Raw genomic sequence first — 18,362 nt, 5'->3', positions numbered from 1 at the left:
TCTCTCACCTTGAACATGCTGGCTCGTTGCAAACAGCGGGCCAGCCGGCGCGATTGCGAACGCGCCCATCTTGCAGCGACGATTACACCCGACGGGCGCGGATGTCGTTGAGTATTTCCCGTGCCGCATTGTGCCCGGGAATGCCGGTGACCCCGCCACCCGGATGGGTTGACGAGCCGCACATGTAAAGCCCCGGCAGCGGCGCGCGATAAGCGCCGTGGCCGAGCACCGGCCGCGCCGAAAACAACTGGTTGAGGCTGAGTTTGCCGTGGAAAATGTCGCCGCCAACAAGCGACAGCTTGCGCTCCAGATCGAGCGGTGAGAGCACCTGCCGGCCGAGCACGCTTTGGGCAAAACCGGGGGCATGGCGATCGATGGTGGCAATCATCAGATCGGCGACGGCCTCGCGGTGATCATCCCAGGAAGAGCCGCCGGGAAAACCGTCAGGCAGTTCCGGCGCCACATGCTGGCAAAACAGGCTGGCGACATGCTTGCCCTCGGGCGCCAGCGTCGGGTCCAGTGTCGAGGGAATCAGCATCTCGATGATCGGCTGGCGTGACCAGCCATGATCGCGGGAATCGCGATAGGCACGGTCCATGTAGTCGAGCGAAGGGGCGATGACGATGCCCGAGGTCAGGTGGTCGCCGGGTTCAGGTCGCGCCGTGAACTCGGGCAGTCTGTCGAGCGCCAGATTCATCCGGAACGTGCCCGAGCCACTTTGCCAGTAACCGATGCGGCGGCGGAAATCGCCAGGCAGCGGCGCATCCGCAAGCAGCGTGCCGACCAGCAATTGCGGGTGAATGTTGGAGGCCACAAGATCTGCTTCGATACGCGTGCCATCCTCGGTGACAATCGCGCTGACGCGGCCGCCGCGGGTATCTATGCGGGCAACCGGTGCGCTGGTGCGGATGGTCACACCCTTTTCCTCGCAAGCCTTCTGCATCGCCTGGGTGATGGCGCCCATGCCCCCGATGGCGTGGCCCCAGATGCCGCGCTTGCCGTTGACCTCGCCGAAATGATGGTGCAGCAGCACATAGGCGGTGCCGGGCGCTTCCGGGCTGGTCCAGTTGCCGACGATGCCATCAAAACCGAATAGCGCCTTGACCGGATCGCTCTCGAACCAGCGGTCAAGGATTTCGGAAGCGGAACAGGTAAAGAGATCCAGCACATCGCGGCGTGCTTCCAGCGACAACTCGGCAAACTGGCGGCCCAGCGAGGCGGCCTTGAGAAGTTCGGGAACCGCGGAAATCCAGTTGCCCTCGGTGACATTGGGTGGCGTGCGCAGCAACAGATCCCGCAACACATTGGCTGCAGCGGCGAGCATCGCATCAAAGCCATCAAGCGCCTTGGCGTCGCGGGGTGAAAACGGCGCAACAGACGCCTTGGTCAGGCCGGGCCCGGCTTCGAGCGCACTGCCATCATCCAGCGGAAAGAAATTGTTCATGCGCCGCTCGACAATCTCAAGCCCGTGACGGCCAAGCTCGAGGTCGTTGATCACCTTGGGATTGAGCAGCGAGACGGTGTAGGAAGCCACCGAATTGCGAAAACCGGGATGAAACTCCTCGGTGATCGCCGCGCCGCCGACAATTTCACGCTTTTCCAGAACGGTTACCTTGTGGCCTGCTTCAGCCAGATACCACGCACATACCAGCCCGTTATGGCCGCCGCCGATCACAACTGCACGCTTCATGTTGATCCACCTCGCGATTTCCGACGCATCCTGCACCGGGATTTATCGTCGGTGCAACGGTGCAGGCAAGCACGATGACAAACTCAGGAATCGCTGGTGGTTTTTCTTGGGGAGAATTTGACGCGGGCAATCCGGTCGACGACTTCGGTTGTCATCTCGGCACTGAACTTGATGTGCAATCTGGATTCCGACCGGGCAATAACGGCGCAGGAAATTTTCGCGGGCAACCCGTCAAGCACCAGGTAAAGGTGTTCAGGCACCTGATCGCTCAACCCGACGGAGATCAGGCAGCCGCTTTCGGACAGATCGAGCATTTTGCACGGCTGCGACGTGTAGCCCCGCACACCGCGGCGCAGGTAATACACCTTGCCCGGCGCGTTGGTCGCACGCCGGTGATGGGCGCGGCGCTCGGCGCCCCCCACACGTGTGAGATAGTGTCCTTCCTTGCTCACGTCGTCCTCGATCATTCCCCTTTTACAACCCATAGCGGTTGCGTGGTTAAGTCCCGGTATATTTATGGGTAGCTACAATCAGGGTGCAGCGCCGATGGACCAGCGGTGCGAATCAGCGCCACTTGCGCGATCATCTTTCAGCAGAACCTGCTGTCCAGCTTGACGCCGGGCGCGTGGACGTGCCGAATTGGCCATGGCTTCGCTTCTTGATGATTCGCCCACAAATGCCGCCGAATTTACGGTCAGTGAACTGTCGGGGTCTATCCGCCGCACGGTCGAGGACGCGTTCGGCCATGTGCGTGTGCGCGGCGAGATTTCCGGGTATCGCGGCCCGCATTCCTCCGGTCACGCCTATTTTTCATTGAAGGATGATCGCGCCCGCATCGAGGCGGTGATCTGGAAGGGCACGTTTTCCAAGCTCAAGCACCGCCCCGAAGAGGGGCTGGAGGTGATCGCCACCGGCAAGATCACCACCTATGCCGGCTCGTCCAAATACCAGATCGTGATCGACTCGATCGAACCGGCCGGCGCCGGCGCGCTGATGGCGCTGATCGAGGAGCGGCGGCGCAAGCTTGCCGCCGAGGGTCTGTTCGAGGACGCACGCAAGCAGCTGCTGCCGTTCATGCCGAGGGTGATCGGCGTTGTCACCTCGCCCACCGGGGCGGTGATCCGCGATATCCTGCACCGGATCGAGGACCGTTTTCCAGTACACGTCATTGTCTGGCCGGTGCGGGTGCAGGGCGACACCTCGGGCGACGAAGTGGCGCGGGCGATCAACGGTTTCAATGCACTCGACCCGAATGGACCAATCAAGCGGCCGGACCTGATCATCGTCGCCCGTGGTGGCGGCAGCCTCGAAGATCTGTGGGGCTTTAACGACGAGGCGGTGGTGCGTGCAGCAGCCGCATCGGGGATCCCGCTGATATCGGCGGTCGGACACGAAACCGACTGGACCCTGATCGATCACGCCAGCGACCGCCGCGCACCGACGCCAACCGGAGCGGCAGAGATGGCGGTGCCGGTGAAAGCCGATCTCGAGGCGCAGCTGGCCGCACTCGCAGCGCGGCTCAAATCCGCGCAATCGCGCATGCTCGACCGGCGTCGCGAGGCACTGCGCGGGCTGGCGCGGGCATTGCCGACGCTCGACAGCGTGCTGGCGCTGCCACGGCAACGGCTGGACCGCTCGGGCCAGGCGCTGGGCCGTGCGCTCGAACTCAACACCGCCAACCGCCGGCAGGGGTTTGAACGGCAGGCCGCACGGGTGACGCCCTTTGCGCTGGTTTCGGCATTGCGCGAAAAGCGGCTACTGGTGGGCGAGAAGAGCGGCCGCGGCGACCGGGCGATGGACCGACGCTTGGAGGCACTGCGCACCCGGCTGGATCGACATGCGCTGGTGCTTTCAGCGGTGCCGCGACGGATCGGCGAGGCGCAGGTGCATGGCCGCGAACGGCTGACCGAACTCACCCGTCGCACTGATGCAGCACTAACACAGATGCTCAGCCAGCATCGCCGCGGGCTGGCGGTGCAGACGCGGATGCTGCAGTCGCTGTCCTACCAGAGCGTGCTGGGGCGCGGCTTTGCGGTGATCCGCGACCAGGACCGGCAATTGTTGTCGCGCGCGGCGCAAGTCAATGCCGGCGCGGCGATTGCCGTCGAGTTCGCCGATGGTGAAATTTCGGCACTGGTCAGCGGAACCGACCGGCCGACCGCCAAAGCCGCAAAACCGGCAAGGGCAAAGCCAGCCAAAACCAAGACCGACCAAGGGTCCTTGTTCTAGATCGTTTCGTATCCGGATCGATATGACCGATGCATGAACCTGCGATCCCGCGACAAAGCACGGGACGCAGTATCCTTCGGATGCCTTGGAGTCTTGATCAGGCCCATTCGCCCTTGCGCATCACCGGCACCTTTTCGCCATCGGCGCGAATGCCGTCGATGTCGATCTGGTCGGAGCCGATCATCCAGTCGATGTGGATCAGGCTGGAATTGCCGCCCTTGGCGGCAATCTGTTCGGGCGTCAGCGACGCGCCATCGACAAAGCACTTGGAATAGCACTGGCCGAGCGCGATATGGCAGGAGGCGTTCTCGTCAAACAGGGTGTTGTAGAACAGCACGCCGCTGGCCGAAATCGGCGAGGAATGCGGCACCAGCGCGACTTCGCCGATGCGGCGCGCGCCTTCGTCGGTGTCGAGCACCTTGAGCAACACGTCCTCCCCCCGGGAGGCGCTGGCCTCGACAATCCGGCCTGCTTCAAACCGGACCTGGATCTCATCAATCAAGGTACCCTGGTAGGACAGTGGCTTGGTGCTGGAGACGGTGCCTTCGACCCGGTGCGCATGCGGCGTGGTGAAAACTTCCTCGGTGGGAATGTTGGGGTTGCAGGTCACTCCGTTCTTGGCGACGGAAGCGCCGCCATGCCATTCGTGATCATCGGCCAGGCCGATGGTCAGATTGGTGCCGGGACCGCTGTAGTGCAGCGCCGAAAAACGCTGGCCGTTGAGCCAGGCCGAACGTTCGGCGAGTACGGCGTTGTGGTCGCGCCAGGCTTCGATCGGATCATCGAGATTGACCCGCGAAGCGGCAAAGATCGCCTCTGCCAGCTTGCGCACGGCCTGATCGATCGGCAGGTCGGGGAACACCTGCGCGGCCCAGGACGGGCTCGGATAGGCACAGATGTTCCAGTTGATGTCGAAATTGGAGATATGTTCGAGCGCCGGCTTGTAGGCGATGGAATTGGCGGTGTTGGCGCGCGACACCCGGGCCGGGTCCTGGCTGGCGAGCAGCAGCGGGTTGTCGCCGGCGATGGCAAGCCGTGCGGCGCCATTCTCATAGGCCTTGGCCATGCCATCATAGAGCCAGCTCGGCGCCCGGTCGAAACTTGCGTCGGGCGCATGGCTGTAACGCGCCAGCGTCGCCTCCTCGTCTGAATAGAATGTGGTGACAAGACCGGCACCGGCTGCATAGGCGTGTTTGGTGATCAGCCGCGCCAGCGGCAAGGCGGCGATCGGCGCCGTCATCACCAGATCCTGCCCCGCCTGCAATTGCAGACCGGTGTGGACGGCGACCTGTGCGAGTTTATCAAGCTGGACGGGATCGACGGGTTCGGCGGAAGCGGAGAGATTGGTCATGAGGCGCCTGTCTGCAATGGAGTGGATGACCGAGACTTAATACCCCCGGCCGCGAATATGAAGGCCCAAGCGGGTTTTTGCCGCAGCGGTTCAGGCAACGATGGCCGCGGCCACCGCCTGCAATGCTGCCTGCGCATCCTTGGGATCGAGCCGGAGCTGCAGCCCGCGCTGGCCGGCATTGATGAAGACATAGGGTTGATCGAGCGCTGCGGCTTCGATCACGGTCGGAACCTGCTTTTTCTGGCCGAACGGACTGATGCCGCCAACATGGTATCCGGTAAGGCGTTCGGCGTCGGCGGGCTTCATCATCGCCGCCGATTTGCCACCAAGGGCTGCCGCCAGCCTTTTCATGCTGACTTCCCGGTCCGACGGCAACACGGCGCAGACCGGCTTGCCGTCGAGTTCCGCCATCAGCGTCTTGAGCACCCGGGCCGGGTCCTCGCCCAGCGCTTCGGCAGCCTGCAAGCCGATGCTGTGGGCGTCGGCATGATAGGCGTAGTCGTGAACCGTAAAGCCGATGCCGAGTTTGGCGAGCGCCTGGGTGGCGCGGGTGGTCTTGGCCATTTCAATCCCCCTTAAGCGAAGAACTGCTCATAGAGGTCAGGCTTGAAACCGATGATGATCCGGCTGTCGGCTTCCAGCACCGGGCGCTTGATCATCGAGGGCTGAGCCAGCATCAGGGCGATCGCCTTGTCGGTGTCGAGATCCTGCTTGTCGGCGTCATCAAGCTTGCGGAAAGTGGTTCCGGCGCGGTTGAGAACGGTTTGCCAGCCAGCTTGCTTGCACCAACGTTCCAGATGCGCTTGATCGATACCCATCTTCTTGTAGTCATGAAATGCGGCCTCGACACCATGATCAGCGAGCCAGGCCCGAGCCTTCTTCATGGTGTCGCAGTTCTTGATGCCATAAATGGTAACTGACATGTCTGGCCTTTCACATCCCCGCCGGCGTTACGTTCTCATTCCCACTCGATGGTGCCGGGCGGCTTGGAGGTGACGTCGTAGACGACGCGGTTGATGCCCTTGACCTCGTTGATGATCCGGGTCGCGGTCTTGCCGAGGAAATCCATGTCATAGGGGAAGAAATCCGCGGTCATGCCGTCGACCGAGGTGACGGCGCGGAGCGCGCAGACGAACTCGTAAGTCCGGCCATCGCCCATGACGCCGACGGTCTGCACCGGCAACAGCACGGCGAATGCCTGCCAGATGGTGTCGTAAAGGCCTGCCTTGCGGATCTCGTCGAGATAGATGGCGTCGGCCTGGCGCAGGATATCGAGCTTCTCACGGGAGATGCCGCCGGGGCAGCGGATTGCGAGGCCCGGTCCGGGGAACGGGTGGCGGCCGATGAAGCTGTCGGGCAAGCCAAGTTCTTTGCCCAGCACGCGGACTTCATCCTTGAACAATTCGCGCAATGGCTCGACCAGCTGCATGTTCATACGATCTGGCAGACCGCCGACATTGTGGTGCGATTTGATGGTTACCGAAGGTCCACCCGAAAACGAGACGCTTTCGATCACGTCGGGATAAAGCGTGCCCTGCGCCAGGAAATCAGCGCCGCCGATTTTCGCAGCTTCTTCCTCGAACACCTCGATGAACAGCCGGCCAATGGTCTTGCGCTTGGTTTCGGGATCGGACTCTCCTTCAAGCTGCGAGATAAAGCGGTCCGATGCGTCAACCATTTTCAGATTGAGATTGTAGTGTTCGCGGAACATCTCCACCACATCGGCGGCCTCGTTCATGCGCATCAGGCCGTGATCTACGAGAATGCAGCTCAGCTGGTCGCCGATGGCTTCGTGGATCAGAAGCGCTGCCACGGAGGAATCAACGCCGCCCGAAAGCGCGCAGATGACCTTGCCCGAGCCAACCTGGTCACGGATCTTCTGTACCATCTCCGCCCGGTAGGCGGCCATCGACCAATCGGATCTCAGGCCGACGATCTTGTGCACAAAATTGGCCAGCAGCTTTGCGCCATCGGGCGTGTGCACCACTTCGGGATGGAACATTGTGGTGTAATAGCGCTTGTCTTCATTGACCGAGATGGCGAATGGCGCGTTCGGCGATGTGCCGATAACCTCGAAGCCATCCGGAAGCCGGGTGACGCGATCGCCATGGCTCATCCAGACCGGGTATTTCTTGCCAACTTCCCAGAAACCTTCGAACAGCGGAGAGGGCTTGAGGATCTCGACATCGGCGCGGCCGAATTCGCGGTGATGACCGCCTTCAACGCTGCCGCCGATCTGTGTGCAAAGGGTCTGCTGACCATAGCAGATAGCCAGGATCGGCACGCCGGAATCAAACACCGCCTGCGGCGCGCGCGGCGAGCCTTCGCGGGTGACGGAATCTGGTCCGCCGGAAAAAATCACGCCTTTCGGCTTCATCCGGGCAAAGCCTTCATCGGCCAGCTGGAACGGGACAATCTCGCAATACACGCCGGCTTCGCGAACCCGGCGGGCAATGAGCTGCGTCACCTGACTACCGAAATCGATGATCAGGATGGAATCGGGATGAGTGGTGTGGAGGATATCGTTCATGGCGAGCGATTAAGCCAAAGCCGCGCCGGATGCAATCGCCTGCTCTATGCGATCCACCGCTTGGGCCAGTTTTTCGTCGATGATGTGGAGATATTCGGTCCAGTCATCGACATGATTAAGCTCTGCCTTGCCATCGGAAATGCCGCGCAGGCCGATGACCGGAACCGAAAACAGGCTTGCCGCGCGCAGCACCGCAAAAGTTTCCATGTCGACCATGTCGGCATCAACCAGGTCGTAGCCTGCGCCGGAAACGATGTTGGCTCCGGTCGACAGCCGCGCTGCGGGGATTTCCGGCGTGACCATCGGCAGGGCAAGGATGGCGGGCAGATCCAGAAACGGGGTGCGGCCCTTCTCGAAGCCGAGCGGGCTTGCATCCATATCGCGGTAGCTCACCGAGGAAGCCTGGTATATCGCGGTCTGCTCGAGCGTGCGGGAACCGGCGGAGCCCAGGCAGATCAGCCCGTCGACCTGTTCGCCGGCAAGACCTGCCAGACGTGCAGCCACTCTCATTGCCGCCTCGACCGGGCCAACGCCGGTCAAAAGCGGTTGAAAACGGGCCTTGAGATGCGGGCCATATTCGGGCGCGGCCGCCATCACATAGAGAATGCGGCGGTCTCCGACCTGCTTGATCTCGCCCTTCATCCGGCAATTCCCTCACGTCCGCGCACTACCATCATGGTGCCGGTCATCGAGGCTATCAGCTTGGCCGGTCCGTCGCCGATGGCGTAGGCGCGTCCGTCGCTGACAATGATGGTGCTGCCCGGCTTGGTGACCTCGCCGCGAAACAGAAAGCGCTCGCCCCGGCCCGGTGACATGAGGTTGATCTTGAATTCGATGGTCAGAACCGCGGCCTCCTCGGGCATCACCGACAGTGCCGCGTACCCACAGGCCGAATCGAGCGCAGCCGACAGGATACCGGCATGAAGAAAGCCATGTTGCTGGGTCAGGTCGTCGCGAAACGGCATTTCGATCTCGACAACGCCATATTCAACGCTGGTCAGCGCTGCGCCGATGGTGCGCATGGCGTTCTGACGGGCAAAGCTGTCGGTCACGCGTTGGCGGAAATTCTCGTCTGGCCTCTCATTCATGCGGCAATTCCTTTTGCAGGTGCGAAGGTGCCAAGCAGGCGGTCAAACGGCAAGCGAATTTTCGATGATGACCAGCTTAGAGCGGGTTTAGCCACCAGATTGCGCCGTTGAGCAGGCCGGCAAAGCTTACCCAGGCCGCGTAGGGCAGAAACAGCAGTGCGGAAGGACGGTCGCGGGACCAGGCCATCGCGATAAAGGTCAGGATCGCCAGCAGCATGGCAACCAGTACCGCCAGCGCCAGATCCGGCCTGTGCAACGTAAAGAAAATCGGAGACCAGACGAGGTTCAGCGCCATCTGCAGGAACCAGATTTTGGGCAGCCAATTGCCGCGTTCGCGTATAAAGACCCGCGCACCGGCGATGCCAATGAGTACGTAGAGTGCGGTCCAGACGGGTCCAAAGATCCAGTTCGGCGGATTGAAGGGCGGCTTTTGCAGGGCTTGGTACCAAGGGCCCGGAATTGATGAATATCCGACCAAGCTACCGGCGGCGACGGTCAGGACGACAAACAGGATCAGCGTCAGCGCATGCGATTTGGTCATAATTCCACCTTTTGTCGGTCAAGATCCATCATCTAGTGCGCTGCGCAGACCTCACCACCCCTGACGGCTGTCAGATCTTGCGTCTGAAACCGGCGAAATAAAATCCGTCGGTGCCGGTGCGCCGTGGCGACAGCAGCAGCCCCAGATTCTGGTCCGCATAGGGAACCGGCGCATCCGGATCCGCCGCCACGCTGCCCCAACGCTGCTTGAGGCTGATGGTTTCAAATTCCGGATGGCGCTGCAAGAACGCCTTGACCCGATCGGTGTTCTCCTCGGGCAGCAACGAGCAGGTGACATAGGCCAGTTCGCCGCCGGGCCGCACGTAAACGGCGGCGGCGTCGAGCACCTTGTCCTGATCGGCCATGCGGTCGGCAATGTTCTTGTCGGAAATCCGCCATTTGGCATCGGGACGGCGGCGCCAGGTGCCGGTTCCGGTGCAGGGCGCGTCAATCAGCACCCGGTCCATCCGCAGCTCGAGCCCGGCCAGGTTTGACGGACGTTCCCGGATCTGGATGATCTCTGCACCGGCGCGGCGCATGCGCTCGACAATCGGCGCCAGCCGGCGGCGGTCTGCATCATAGGCGTTGATCTGCCCCTGGTTCTGCATGGCCGCGGCAAAGGCCAGCGACTTGCCGCCACCGCCTGCGCAGTAATCCAGCACATCTTCGCCGGGCTCCGCGCCCACCAGCGCGGCCGCCAGCTGCGAGCCTTCGTCCTGAATTTCGAACCATCCCCGGGCAAAGCTGACTTCGCTGGTGGCAGCGATCTGGCGTTCGGGTCCTTTGCCGGATTCAATGCGCACACCGTGCGGCGCCAGACGGGTCGGAATCGCGCCCTGCTCGGCAAACGCTTCAAGCACCTGTTCGCGGCTCGTGCAAAGGGTGTTGGCCCTCAGATCGAGCGGCGGACGGGCAGTCAGCGCCTGCGCCTCGGCAATCCAGTCTTCGCCAAAGGCGTTCTCGAACGAGGCTGCCAGCCATTCAGGAATATCGGCCTGCACATGCGCAGGTGCCGCCGACAGATCCCGCGCCAGGCAGGCGTCGAGATGCTCCACACTCGGAATTTCGGGCGCGAAACGGTCACCGTCGAGACTGGCGGCGAGTGCTTCCGGGGTAAGGTCCCATTGCCGCAGCAGGGTGGCGATGGCGAGATCAGCAGGCTGGTCGCCATCCATGATGAAGCCGTGCGAGAGCTTCATCCGAAGCGCGTCGTGGACCAGGTTGGAGATCGCGCCGCGGTCGCCAGATCCGGCAAACCGGTGCGACAGGCCCCAATCCTTGAGAGCATCGGGGACCGGTCGGTGCCGGGTGTCGATTTCCGACAGGACTTCAATGGCTGCTTGCAGGCGTCCGCCTAGGCGCATGGTCTGATCTCCAGGGTTGGCCCGTGCTAGCTTGTCAGGTGGCGCATAGCAAGCGATTCACCCCGTGGTCTGCTAGACGCAACGGCCGCCATCGACCTCCATGGCGACGCCGGTGATCATCGCGGCCTCGTCTGAACAGAGAAAACAGGCAGCATTGCCCATGTCCTCGGGCGTCGAAAACCGGCCCAGCGGAATGGTCGAGAGGAACTTGGCGCGGATCTCGGGGGTGTCCTCGCCCATGAATGATTTGAGCAACGGGGTCTCGCCGGCCACCGGGTTGATGGCATTGACCCTGACCCCTGACGGCGCCAGTTCGACGGCCATCGATTTGGTGGCGGTAATCATCCAGCCCTTGGAGCTGTTGTACCAGCTCAGCCGTGGCCGCGGGCTGACGCCGGCGGTGGAGGCGACGTTGAGAATAGCGCCCGCGCCCTTTTGTTTCATGACCGGAACAAAGTGGCGTGCGGTGAGGTAAACTGACTTTACATTGACAGCCAACACGCGGTCGAAGTCATCCTCGGTGATGTCTTCCATGGCTGCGGGCAGATGGGTGATGCCGGCATTGTTGACCAGAATATCGAGGCCCCCGCCAAAGCGGTCGAACACGGTCTTTGCCATCGCCGCGACGCTGTCATTGCGGGATACGTCGACGGTGACGGCAAAGGCGTTGTCGCCAAGCTCTGATGCCAGTTTGGCGGCCGCGTCGGGATTGATGTCGGCAATGGCGACGCGCGCGCCTTCACTGACAAATTTGCGGGTGATGCCGGCACCGAACCCGGACGCGCCGCCGGTTACCAGCGCGGTCTTGCCTTCAAGTCTCATCGAATTCTCCCTGATTGTTTTATTGGCCATGCCAGACGGCCACGGTCTTGAGCGCCGAAAATCCGTACAGCGCCTCGAAACCCTTCTCGCGGCCGTGACCGGACTTGCCGACGCCGCCAAAAGGCAATTCGACGCCACCGCCGGCACCGTAATTGTTGACGAACACCTGGCCGGAGCGGATCGACCGCGCCAGCCGCATCTGGCGTCCGCCATCGCGGGTCCAGACCCCGGCGACAAGGCCGTAATCGGTGCCATTGGCGATAGCAACGGTAGCGTCGCCTTAACATATAGGGCGGTATTTTCCGGCATGAGCCCGAACCCGCCGACCGATATTGCGACGCCTCGATATAAGCGTCATCGTTTTCCTGCCGAGATTATAGCGCATGCAGTTTGGCTCTATTTCCGCTTTCCCCTGAGCCTGCGTCATGTAGAAGATCTGCTGGCTGAGCGTGGCATCGCAGTTTCGTTCCAGACAATCTCCGAATGGGCCACCAAGTTCGGCCAAGAATATGCCCGCTGCGTCCGGCGGCGATCCAGGGAAAACTTTGCCAGCAAGTGGCATTTCGACGAAATGGTCATTTCCATCAAGGGCAAGAAACACTGGCTATGGCGGGCCGTCGACGCCGATGGTTATGTTCTCGATGCTCTGATCCAGAGCCGTCGGAACAAGAAGGCGGCTCTCAAACTGATGCGAAAACTGCTCAAAGACCAAGGCATCAGGCCCCGCGTGATAATCACCGACAAGCTCAAATCCTATGATGCAGCCAAAAGGGAAATTATGCCAGGTGTCGAGCATCGTTCGCATAAGGGTCTGAACAACCGTGCGGAGAATTCGCATCTGGCTGTTCGACGACGAGAACGAGGAATGATGCGGTTCAAGTCAGCACGACAATGCCAGCGCTTCGTTTCCATCCACGGCCCGATCGCCAACCTTTTCCATCTTCACCGCAAACATCTGAAAGCCGCCGATCACCGTGATATCCGCGCTGCCGCGATGGCGGTTTGGAGCGAAGTCGCTCTGTCGGCGGCCTCATGAAACAGGCCCATAAAGGGCAACCTGTGCCAAACCCAGGTTAAGGCGACGCTACCATGTCTATGACGGGCCCTCCAGCTTTATCGTATGGGGGCGCTGATGTCCGTCCCCTGGAAATTGATCGCCATTGCCTTCGGCTGGCACGCCAGCTTCCGGATGGAGTGCGCCTATCCGAAGCTCATCATCCATCACAGGCGGCACAGCACCCGGTTCGCGGGGGCCGACGCGTGGAAGCGTGCGGCTCTGACGTCGATCCACGCTCCCCGCTTCATGACCCCGAACAGGAGACCCAGACCATGACCACATGGCTCGTTGCAGCCCATATTCTAGTGACGGCCGATACCACCAATCCCCGTGCGCACATCGCCGAAGCGCTCGAAGCCCATCTTGACGGATCGTCACCATTTCCCGATCAGGCCAACGTTGCCATCATCGACTGGGCCGTCGCCGGCGAGGACCTTGCGGCGTCCATGACCCCTGCCGCCATCCCGCCAGACTATGAACCCGGAAGCATGCCCTTCCCGCAATGGCCGGTAGGCAAGGATTAGCGCAGCGTTCTCCCGAACCGCATCGGTGGACGCAGCGGTGGTTTGGTCGGGTGAGCGGTCCGTTTGGCAATCGTCATTTCCTTTACACATCGCCGCCAGTGGAGCGCCATGTCTGCCGGCCTTCCCTTCGGGACAGGCTGCGGTCGTAAACCGGCGGACGGAGCCTTCAAGGCCGCTGACGCGCCGCGGTGCGGCCGCGCGGACCATCCTCGCCAAGCCGGTCCCGCGGTATGGCGCAAGGGCTGAAAGCCCTGCTGACCCGCAGGACAGGTTCGCTTGGTCCGGTCCGCGCGGACCCTGAAGCCTCCGTCTTTCCACCGGTTTTTCCTGACCGCGCCCGAAGGGAAGGCCGGCAATCCGGCTTGAGCCTTCGGCCATACCGTGAAGGAAAGGAAACTCACATGACCAGTACCGCTCGTTCTTCCCGTCAATCCGCCAAGGTCACCCAGCTTCGCAAGGGCGCTTCGCTCGAAATGGTCCGACTTGCCTGCCCCGATAGCGCTCAGGCCTCCCTCATCTCCGAAAGCTTCGGTCTTCCCGTGATCGACGGTGACGGCATTCGCGATCTCCATCACAAGATCATCGTCGACACGGCCGACGCCCTCAACGAGGGTCTCGGCGAACGGGCGATGCAGATCCACCTGCAGCGCATCGTCGGTTCGTTTGTCGGCTCCGCCCACGGGGCCGGACAATTCTACAGCCGCGCCGTGACCGAGGCCCGCGATGCCACGGCCAAGGGATCCAATGACACTCGGGACGAGGACATCAATGGCCCGGTCGGCTTCGTTGGGGCAGCCCAACGCAAGCGCGAATTCGCAGCCGATATGGGCCTGCAGGCTCACGCGCTCCGCTGCGCTGCCGAAGGCGTTGTCACCGCTTACGAACAGGTGATTGGCGAGGCCTGGAGGCCTTTCCAACGGCAGGTCGAGAACCCCGGCCAGACCGTCGATCGCAAGGCGACTGAGCTGCAGATGGCCGCACTCAGCTAGGCAATACGGGCGGAGCTTCGGCTTCGCCCCATTTTTGTCGACACGAAGACTCGAATTGACAAAACAACGTAAAATACCTATTTTACGTGAAATACAGGAGCCATGAGATGAAGCACTACACTTTTTCCGACATGAACCGCTCTTCGGGTGAAATTCTTGAGGCGGCGATGATCGAACCGGTCGTGCTCACCAAGCACGGCAAGGAGAAGCTCTTTGTTCTCTCCGCCCGCGACTATCACAGGATGCGCGGCGAACCGAGCCCGACGAAGTCATATTCCCTGCATGATGCGCCGGACGATGTCAGTGCGGAATTGATATCCGGCATTGACGCCATTCTCGAACCTGCCAAAGACGATGCTTGAGCAGGGCGACGTCGCCGAGTTTCATTATCTCTGGCATCGCGAAGCTCAGAAGGGCGAGGAATCCGGCCGGAAACCGCGCCCAGTCTGCATCGTCATCAAAACATCCGGCAATCCTGATGTCGTGTTTCTCTTTCCTTTTACCTCCAGGCCGCCGCTCGACGGCCAGCTTGCGCTTACTGTCCCTGAAATCGAGTGCCGGCGCATTGGGCTCAAACCCCATGCTGGATCATTCTCGACGAGTTCAATCGCGTCGAGATGGATAAGGACTATGATTTCGTGTCCACCGAGCCGATCGGTTCTGTCAGCGCGGCGTTCCTCCGCGAGATAGCCACGACAATCAAGCAAGCGGCCGGCGCGTCCGCGATCAAGGCCGTGAAACGGACTTGATTTCTGCTCGGAACACTCCCCGACAAGAAGTCCTCGTATCCCGCACTGTGTGAGGCCTGTCATCAGGCGACCGGAGAGTGTACCTGGCGATCCAGCCTCGGCCCGGCCAATCCGACTGCACATGGCCAGAACTCTATCTCGGACGCAACCCAATCCCGCTTTTTTGAGGGATGGCATTCCTGGTGCGGCGCGGACTTCCACGATCAACCCGTAAAGGGTCCGCTCGCAAGCGGCGGCCGCTTGGCTTTGGCCTCCGCGGTGATCGCGTCCGCTAAGCCGCACACTGACGGAGCCATCAAGAGCGGGATTGGCCCGCTCCAACGATGGAGCCCTTACATGCAGCACGATCTTTCCCTCGCCCAAAAACACGCCTGGAACCTCGCTCGCACCCTCATGACCCCGATCGTCCTCTTCAAGTCCGACGGCGAATACGGCGTCCTCCCTGCCGACGAAGTCGAAGAGGCAGAGATCGTCATCCTCTTCGAATACGACCCCTACACCGGCGGTCACCCGGTTCACTGACCCACCAATCATCTCACTCCTCAACGGCGGCGCCGAGCGCCGCCTTTTCCACTGCGCGGATGCCCCGATCGCGGTCCGTCCCGAAAAAGGTCCGGGCGGAGCCGGCAGCAGCAGCAACGGCTTTGCCGTCCTTCTCTTCGTTCCGGCCCTCCGCCACCCCGCCACGCTGCGCGCACCAGGACCTCGGCTCGGGTGCCGCTCCGGCCTTGAGCCCCGCCGTTTTCGGACCTCGTGACGGACCGCGATCGGCGCGGTCGTGAAATCAGGAGGTCTGAAAATGAGAAGGAAAGAGAAAAGCCCGCGCGTCGATATCTATGCGCGGATCACCGAGACGATTATCACTGAACTGGAAAAAGGTGTCCGGCCCTGGATGAAACCCTGGAGCGCGGGCGGGCTCGAAGGCCGGATCACGCGACCACTCCGGCACACCGGCGAGCCGTACACGGGCATCAATGTGCTTCTCCTCTGGTCGGAAAGCCTCGCCCGAGGCTTCGAAGCGCCACTCTGGATGACCTACCGGCAGGCCGGTCAGATCGGGGCACAGGTGCGCAAGGGCGAGACCGGCGCAACCGTCGTCTATGCCAGCCGCTTCACCAAGACCGAAACGGATTCCCGTGGCGACGAGGTCGAGCGGGATATCCCGTTCCTCAAGACCTACACCGTCTTCAACTGCGATCAGATCGATGGATTGCCTGAGCACTTTTATCACCGGCCGGACAAGATCACCGATCCGATATCGCGCATCGAGCACGCGGACCGCTTCTTCGAACATACCGGCGCTGTGATCCGCCACGGCGGCGCAAAAGCCTTCTTCGCTCCCGCAAGCGACCACATCCAGATGCCGCCCTTCGAAAGCTTCCGGGATGCGCAATCCTACGTCGCTGTGCTCAGCCACGAGGCAACCCACTGGACAGCGCCAGCACACCGGGTCGGACGCGATCTTTCGCGTTATCACAAGGATCGTTCCGACCGTGCTCGCGGGATATGTGGCGGAGCTCGGAAGTTGTTTCCTGTGCGCCGATCTCGGCATCGTGCCTGAGCTGGAGCCCCGGCCGGATCATGCCAGCTACCTCCACTCCTGGCTGAAGGTCCTCAAGGACGACAAGCGGGCGATCTTTCAGGCGGCGGCGCATGCACAACGCGCCGTCACCTATCTTCATGGTCTTCAACCGGCTCAGCTTACTGAAGAGCAAGAGGCGGCGTAATGCATTCCTTCCGAATGACCCTGGCGGAGTGCGATCAGCTCTCCGCCGGGCTGTATCCCGGCTTTGCAGTGCTCGTGTCTGCCACAGCAATGATACCGCTTCCTCATCGGCTATATCGAGGTTGTGAATAAGGGATCAAAAGGCTTTGGTCATCACGGCCCTTGCGTCGATGTACCTGCTCATTCCCTTTCGATCGCCACAACATCCAAACTTAGTTCAACGCACTGTGGGGGATGAGAGCGGTGTCGCATTCTGTGAGAAAGGCTCGACAGCGCCACGTGGTAACCTCGTCGTTGGCAAGGGTTTCATGTTATGCTGTCCGATCATATTCCGGATCCGGAGTTGCGACACGACGGTTGCCGGTCTTCACACCCGTTCAAATGTTACCAATGCGCCGCTCAATGCGGTCTCGATTGAGGCATGTCTGACCGGAAAACGGCTTCGCCTCGCTCGCCCTCGCCGAACATATTCTTGGCGGCGGTGACGGACATCCAGTCGGCCGATCCGTGGATTGCGCGCTTTCCCGTCGTCCGCCGCGGCTTCATTGTTGCAAACGCTGCATCACCACTGAGAGCGACGCGCAGCGCAAACATGCCGGCGATGAAGCAGAGCATTGCGCCGATGCCGGTTGAAGGATCGGCATATTCGAGCAGGCTGTGTCCCGCCGGAACCGTATCTGCAAAACCGCTGAGGCGTGTAAATTCCCGCGTCGCGGCAACGGCGATCACGGCAATTGCACCGGTCAGAACACCGTAGCCGGCGAACTTGATCGCCATTGCTCCGCGCGCTGCAAACAGGAAAACGATGCCGAGACCCGCGGCTAGGCCATAGGGTACGGCGATGCCGATCCGCCCAAACGTCTGTTGCGTCTCAACCGAATTTCCAAATTGCGCCAACCAGGCTTCGGAACCTTTTAACCCGATGCAGACGGCGATCATCATGCCGACGGGCGCAAGCAGAAGAATGAGCTTACTCGGTGTCATCGGAAAACGCCTCCGCTCCAATCGCCGTCAACCGATCGCGCTCCCTCTCATCCGCGTTGATCCTCCGCGCGCCGTCAATCAGAAGGCCAAGCAGGAGCGCTCGCTTCTCGTAGCGCAAGCCTACCTTGGCAATCAGGCCGCCGAGCTGGATTTTCTCGCGCGTGTCTTTCCTGCGCTTTTCCGATTGGCTTGCTTGTCGCATGCGCTCAAGCCTCGCTATTTGCGCGCGAAGCCGCGCCAGACGGGTTTTGCGCGGGAGGGAGTTTCCGGGTCTCGCTGCCGCGCTCACGAAACCGTTTGGCCAGGTCCTCAAACGCCGTCAGCAGCTTGCCCTCGTCGGCTTCGACTTCGCCAATCCCGGCCTTGAGCGCGATCCGGCCGATCCGTTCGGCCTCACGCGTCTCTGCGGCCTTCAGCTGCTCCTGGAGTTTGGCGATCTCTTCTTTGATTCTGGATGATGGCTTCTTCATTCCGTTTGCTCCCGATTGTCACGAATGCCCCGAAGGCATGAGGAGAATCGCCCGGGAGCGCGTGAAGCGCATCCCGGCAGAAATGCCGGGTCGGCAGATCCGACGCTTTGAGAGATCATCCCTGCGTTCCGAAGGAATGCGTCCAAGGGCGCAGTAATACGTCGCTGGGGCGACGTGGCTCGCTGCGGCCCCAGTCGGGCCGGGGCGGCGGCCTGCGGAACAAGGATGAACTTGTCTCGCAGGAGCCTG

Annotated in this window: 21 protein-coding genes and 2 pseudogenes; 8 read left to right on the top strand and 15 right to left on the bottom strand. The window is 61.6% G+C overall.

Annotation, left to right across the window (positions count from 1 at the left end; genetic code table 11):
• Positions 1-82: 82 nt before the first annotated feature.
• Together ACK6D9_RS03675 and ACK6D9_RS03670 are read right to left on the bottom strand one after the other, a co-directional pair.
• Positions 83-1,690, bottom strand: coding sequence for a phytoene desaturase family protein (locus ACK6D9_RS03675; RefSeq protein ID WP_412050672.1), 1,608 nt, complete (start codon positions 1,688-1,690; stop codon positions 83-85).
• A gap of 83 nt (positions 1,691-1,773) precedes the next feature.
• On the bottom strand, positions 1,774-2,157 hold the full coding sequence (locus ACK6D9_RS03670; protein ID WP_412050671.1) for a PilZ domain-containing protein: 384 nt from the start codon (positions 2,155-2,157) through the stop codon (positions 1,774-1,776).
• A gap of 178 nt (positions 2,158-2,335) precedes the next feature.
• Here ACK6D9_RS03670 and xseA point away from each other — a divergent pair, with 178 nt between their 5' ends.
• Entirely contained in the window at positions 2,336-3,919 is a 1,584-nt protein-coding gene (gene xseA, locus ACK6D9_RS03665; RefSeq protein ID WP_412050670.1) for an exodeoxyribonuclease VII large subunit, read from the top strand.
• Between the two features lie 97 nt (positions 3,920-4,016).
• Here xseA and ACK6D9_RS03660 read toward each other — a convergent pair whose 3' ends face one another.
• From ACK6D9_RS03660 to ACK6D9_RS03615, 10 genes and pseudogenes are all read right to left on the bottom strand, one after another.
• The gene (locus tag ACK6D9_RS03660; RefSeq protein ID WP_412050669.1) at positions 4,017-5,270 is read right to left on the bottom strand and encodes an aminopeptidase; all 1,254 of its coding nucleotides are present in this window, start codon (positions 5,268-5,270) and stop codon (positions 4,017-4,019) included.
• Positions 5,271-5,360: 90 nt separating this feature from the next.
• Positions 5,361-5,834 carry a Cys-tRNA(Pro) deacylase gene (gene ybaK / locus ACK6D9_RS03655; protein WP_412050668.1) on the bottom strand — a complete coding sequence of 158 codons (474 nt, stop codon included), beginning with the start codon at positions 5,832-5,834 and terminating at the stop codon, positions 5,361-5,363.
• Positions 5,835-5,845: 11 nt separating this feature from the next.
• Positions 5,846-6,193, bottom strand: coding sequence for an ArsC family reductase (locus tag ACK6D9_RS03650; RefSeq protein WP_412050667.1), 348 nt, complete (start codon positions 6,191-6,193; stop codon positions 5,846-5,848).
• A gap of 35 nt (positions 6,194-6,228) precedes the next feature.
• Entirely contained in the window at positions 6,229-7,800 is a 1,572-nt protein-coding gene (gene guaA, locus ACK6D9_RS03645; protein WP_412050666.1) for a glutamine-hydrolyzing GMP synthase, read from the bottom strand.
• Positions 7,801-7,809: 9 nt separating this feature from the next.
• Positions 7,810-8,442 carry a 5'-methylthioadenosine/S-adenosylhomocysteine nucleosidase gene (locus ACK6D9_RS03640; protein ID WP_412050665.1) on the bottom strand — a complete coding sequence of 211 codons (633 nt, stop codon included), beginning with the start codon at positions 8,440-8,442 and terminating at the stop codon, positions 7,810-7,812.
• On the bottom strand, positions 8,439-8,888 hold the full coding sequence (locus tag ACK6D9_RS03635; protein ID WP_267654657.1) for a PaaI family thioesterase: 450 nt from the start codon (positions 8,886-8,888) through the stop codon (positions 8,439-8,441). The genes ACK6D9_RS03640 and ACK6D9_RS03635 overlap by 4 nt, the downstream gene beginning before the upstream one ends.
• A gap of 76 nt (positions 8,889-8,964) precedes the next feature.
• Complete coding sequence (locus ACK6D9_RS03630) at positions 8,965-9,429, bottom strand: TspO/MBR family protein (RefSeq protein WP_412050664.1); 465 nt, start codon at positions 9,427-9,429, stop codon at positions 8,965-8,967.
• Positions 9,430-9,499: 70 nt separating this feature from the next.
• Positions 9,500-10,792, bottom strand: coding sequence for an RsmB/NOP family class I SAM-dependent RNA methyltransferase (locus ACK6D9_RS03625; protein ID WP_412050663.1), 1,293 nt, complete (start codon positions 10,790-10,792; stop codon positions 9,500-9,502).
• Between the two features lie 72 nt (positions 10,793-10,864).
• Positions 10,865-11,614, bottom strand: coding sequence for an SDR family oxidoreductase (locus ACK6D9_RS03620; RefSeq protein WP_412050662.1), 750 nt, complete (start codon positions 11,612-11,614; stop codon positions 10,865-10,867).
• A gap of 19 nt (positions 11,615-11,633) precedes the next feature.
• Positions 11,634-11,891: pseudogene (locus ACK6D9_RS03615) on the bottom strand (aldehyde dehydrogenase family protein); the annotation flags it as partial.
• Positions 11,892-11,921: 30 nt separating this feature from the next.
• Between ACK6D9_RS03615 and ACK6D9_RS03610 the strand changes: the two are divergent.
• The 7 genes and pseudogenes from ACK6D9_RS03610 to ACK6D9_RS03580 all read left to right on the top strand — a co-directional run bounded on the left by ACK6D9_RS03610 (position 11,922) and on the right by ACK6D9_RS03580 (position 16,660).
• On the top strand, positions 11,922-12,650 hold the full coding sequence (locus ACK6D9_RS03610; protein WP_291093503.1) for an IS6 family transposase: 729 nt from the start codon (positions 11,922-11,924) through the stop codon (positions 12,648-12,650).
• Positions 12,651-12,943: 293 nt separating this feature from the next.
• Positions 12,944-13,195 carry a hypothetical protein gene (locus ACK6D9_RS03605; RefSeq protein ID WP_412050661.1) on the top strand — a complete coding sequence of 84 codons (252 nt, stop codon included), beginning with the start codon at positions 12,944-12,946 and terminating at the stop codon, positions 13,193-13,195.
• A 401-nt stretch (positions 13,196-13,596) separates the two neighbouring features.
• Entirely contained in the window at positions 13,597-14,184 is a 588-nt protein-coding gene (locus ACK6D9_RS03600; RefSeq protein WP_412050660.1) for a hypothetical protein, read from the top strand.
• 107 nt (positions 14,185-14,291) lie between these two features.
• Positions 14,292-14,546, top strand: coding sequence for a type II toxin-antitoxin system prevent-host-death family antitoxin (locus ACK6D9_RS03595; RefSeq protein WP_305576714.1), 255 nt, complete (start codon positions 14,292-14,294; stop codon positions 14,544-14,546).
• A gap of 192 nt (positions 14,547-14,738) precedes the next feature.
• Positions 14,739-14,933 carry a hypothetical protein gene (locus tag ACK6D9_RS03590; protein WP_412050659.1) on the top strand — a complete coding sequence of 65 codons (195 nt, stop codon included), beginning with the start codon at positions 14,739-14,741 and terminating at the stop codon, positions 14,931-14,933.
• Between the two features lie 336 nt (positions 14,934-15,269).
• Positions 15,270-15,455, top strand: coding sequence for a hypothetical protein (locus ACK6D9_RS03585; RefSeq protein ID WP_339761710.1), 186 nt, complete (start codon positions 15,270-15,272; stop codon positions 15,453-15,455).
• Positions 15,456-15,732: 277 nt separating this feature from the next.
• Positions 15,733-16,660 (top strand): annotated as a pseudogene (locus tag ACK6D9_RS03580) (ArdC family protein).
• 398 nt (positions 16,661-17,058) lie between these two features.
• Here the strand turns inward: ACK6D9_RS03580 and ACK6D9_RS03575 are convergent.
• From ACK6D9_RS03575 to traC, 3 genes are read right to left on the bottom strand one after another with little or no spacing between them, the layout of a single operon-like run.
• Complete coding sequence (locus ACK6D9_RS03575; RefSeq protein WP_412050658.1) at positions 17,059-17,643, bottom strand: hypothetical protein; 585 nt, start codon at positions 17,641-17,643, stop codon at positions 17,059-17,061.
• The gene (traD, locus tag ACK6D9_RS03570; protein WP_412050657.1) at positions 17,630-17,845 is read right to left on the bottom strand and encodes a conjugal transfer protein TraD; all 216 of its coding nucleotides are present in this window, start codon (positions 17,843-17,845) and stop codon (positions 17,630-17,632) included. Before traD ends, ACK6D9_RS03575 begins: the two co-directional genes overlap by 14 nt.
• A 4-nt stretch (positions 17,846-17,849) precedes the next feature.
• Entirely contained in the window at positions 17,850-18,113 is a 264-nt protein-coding gene (gene traC / locus ACK6D9_RS03565; RefSeq protein WP_412050656.1) for a conjugal transfer protein TraC, read from the bottom strand.
• Positions 18,114-18,362: the final 249 nt, after the last annotated feature.

The sequence above is a fragment of the Hoeflea sp. Naph1 genome, assembly GCF_046837775.1.
Classification (GTDB): domain Bacteria; phylum Pseudomonadota; class Alphaproteobacteria; order Rhizobiales; family Rhizobiaceae; genus Hoeflea.
This window is presented reverse-complemented; position numbering and strand designations above follow the sequence as displayed.

Coding starts and splice junctions, on each gene's coding strand:
- ACK6D9_RS03605 (WP_412050661.1), top strand. CDS start 12,944: ATGACCACATGGCTCGTTGCAGCCCATATTCTAGTGACGGCCGATACC.
- traD (WP_412050657.1), bottom strand. CDS start 17,845: ATGCGACAAGCAAGCCAATCGGAAAAGCGCAGGAAAGACACGCGCGAG.
- ACK6D9_RS03610 (WP_291093503.1), top strand. CDS start 11,922: ATGAGCCCGAACCCGCCGACCGATATTGCGACGCCTCGATATAAGCGT.
- ybaK (WP_412050668.1), bottom strand. CDS start 5,834: ATGGCCAAGACCACCCGCGCCACCCAGGCGCTCGCCAAACTCGGCATC.
- ACK6D9_RS03625 (WP_412050663.1), bottom strand. CDS start 10,792: ATGCGCCTAGGCGGACGCCTGCAAGCAGCCATTGAAGTCCTGTCGGAA.
- ACK6D9_RS03575 (WP_412050658.1), bottom strand. CDS start 17,643: ATGACACCGAGTAAGCTCATTCTTCTGCTTGCGCCCGTCGGCATGATG.
- ACK6D9_RS03640 (WP_412050665.1), bottom strand. CDS start 8,442: ATGAAGGGCGAGATCAAGCAGGTCGGAGACCGCCGCATTCTCTATGTG.
- ACK6D9_RS03650 (WP_412050667.1), bottom strand. CDS start 6,193: ATGTCAGTTACCATTTATGGCATCAAGAACTGCGACACCATGAAGAAG.
- guaA (WP_412050666.1), bottom strand. CDS start 7,800: ATGAACGATATCCTCCACACCACTCATCCCGATTCCATCCTGATCATC.
- xseA (WP_412050670.1), top strand. CDS start 2,336: ATGGCTTCGCTTCTTGATGATTCGCCCACAAATGCCGCCGAATTTACG.
- ACK6D9_RS03620 (WP_412050662.1), bottom strand. CDS start 11,614: ATGAGACTTGAAGGCAAGACCGCGCTGGTAACCGGCGGCGCGTCCGGG.
- ACK6D9_RS03670 (WP_412050671.1), bottom strand. CDS start 2,157: ATGATCGAGGACGACGTGAGCAAGGAAGGACACTATCTCACACGTGTG.
- ACK6D9_RS03635 (WP_267654657.1), bottom strand. CDS start 8,888: ATGAATGAGAGGCCAGACGAGAATTTCCGCCAACGCGTGACCGACAGC.
- traC (WP_412050656.1), bottom strand. CDS start 18,113: ATGAAGAAGCCATCATCCAGAATCAAAGAAGAGATCGCCAAACTCCAG.
- ACK6D9_RS03675 (WP_412050672.1), bottom strand. CDS start 1,690: ATGAAGCGTGCAGTTGTGATCGGCGGCGGCCATAACGGGCTGGTATGT.
- ACK6D9_RS03595 (WP_305576714.1), top strand. CDS start 14,292: ATGAAGCACTACACTTTTTCCGACATGAACCGCTCTTCGGGTGAAATT.
- ACK6D9_RS03660 (WP_412050669.1), bottom strand. CDS start 5,270: ATGACCAATCTCTCCGCTTCCGCCGAACCCGTCGATCCCGTCCAGCTT.
- ACK6D9_RS03585 (WP_339761710.1), top strand. CDS start 15,270: ATGCAGCACGATCTTTCCCTCGCCCAAAAACACGCCTGGAACCTCGCT.
- ACK6D9_RS03630 (WP_412050664.1), bottom strand. CDS start 9,429: ATGACCAAATCGCATGCGCTGACGCTGATCCTGTTTGTCGTCCTGACC.
- ACK6D9_RS03600 (WP_412050660.1), top strand. CDS start 13,597: ATGACCAGTACCGCTCGTTCTTCCCGTCAATCCGCCAAGGTCACCCAG.